Here is a 670-nt window from a genome sequence, read left to right as displayed (position 1 = left end):
AGAAAAGCGCATCACAAGCGGATGTTCAGGAGAACCAAGGGGCTTATCATAAAGAGAACGAAATACCCTATCATAAGTTTCCCATGCCTCTTGATTGGGATGTCTATCAACCCATTTCCAATCTTTTGTCTCATCGGGAAAGACAAGCATTTGAAAGCGTTGTAAGAAACCGTCATTGCCTTTCCCATATAAAACATTGCGTATAAAGGGGAGAATGCGAGAGGGTTGAATGCCCCCTATAATAGAGACGGTTGCATTGGGAATAAAAATGGTTCCACGTCCAATCCGGTCATAAGTAAATTGACCATCTCCATTAAAAGCTTCCAAATAAAAGGTGAGGTAAAAGGCACGGTCTGTTTGATATTCCTTCCGTTCCATATCTGTTAAGAAACCGGATAATTCATCACGCACCATCAAGAGACCACGGGGATTTTCTTTTAAGAGTTCCCCAAGCTTTTCAACGGTCACATCATTGACAATAAACCGAGAGACATCATGATCCTGCGCCTTGTCTTTAGAGAGGGTTTCAGACAAAAGAGCACGGGCTGTTTCAAGATCTCCTTTTTTTACTGCTTTATGGGCTTGTTTTTTCTTTTCGGACTTGTCTAAAGTTTCAAGTATCTCTTCAATTTCTTGTCTCTCTTTCTGCTTTAGCCACTCTTTATACCAT

General features: G+C 41.0%; 1 protein-coding gene. It reads right to left on the bottom strand.

The features are described 5' to 3' along the window. Nucleotides 1-670, bottom strand: a 670-nt coding sequence (locus ACFIMI_RS09760; protein ID WP_375692540.1) for a DUF3987 domain-containing protein, incomplete at both ends; no start/stop codon positions are given.

This window comes from Bartonella sp. AP4SXKL, assembly GCF_042195845.1.
Classification (GTDB): domain Bacteria; phylum Pseudomonadota; class Alphaproteobacteria; order Rhizobiales; family Rhizobiaceae; genus Bartonella.
The sequence above is the reverse complement of the archived record's forward strand: the minus strand, read 5'-3'. Positions and strand labels throughout refer to the sequence as shown.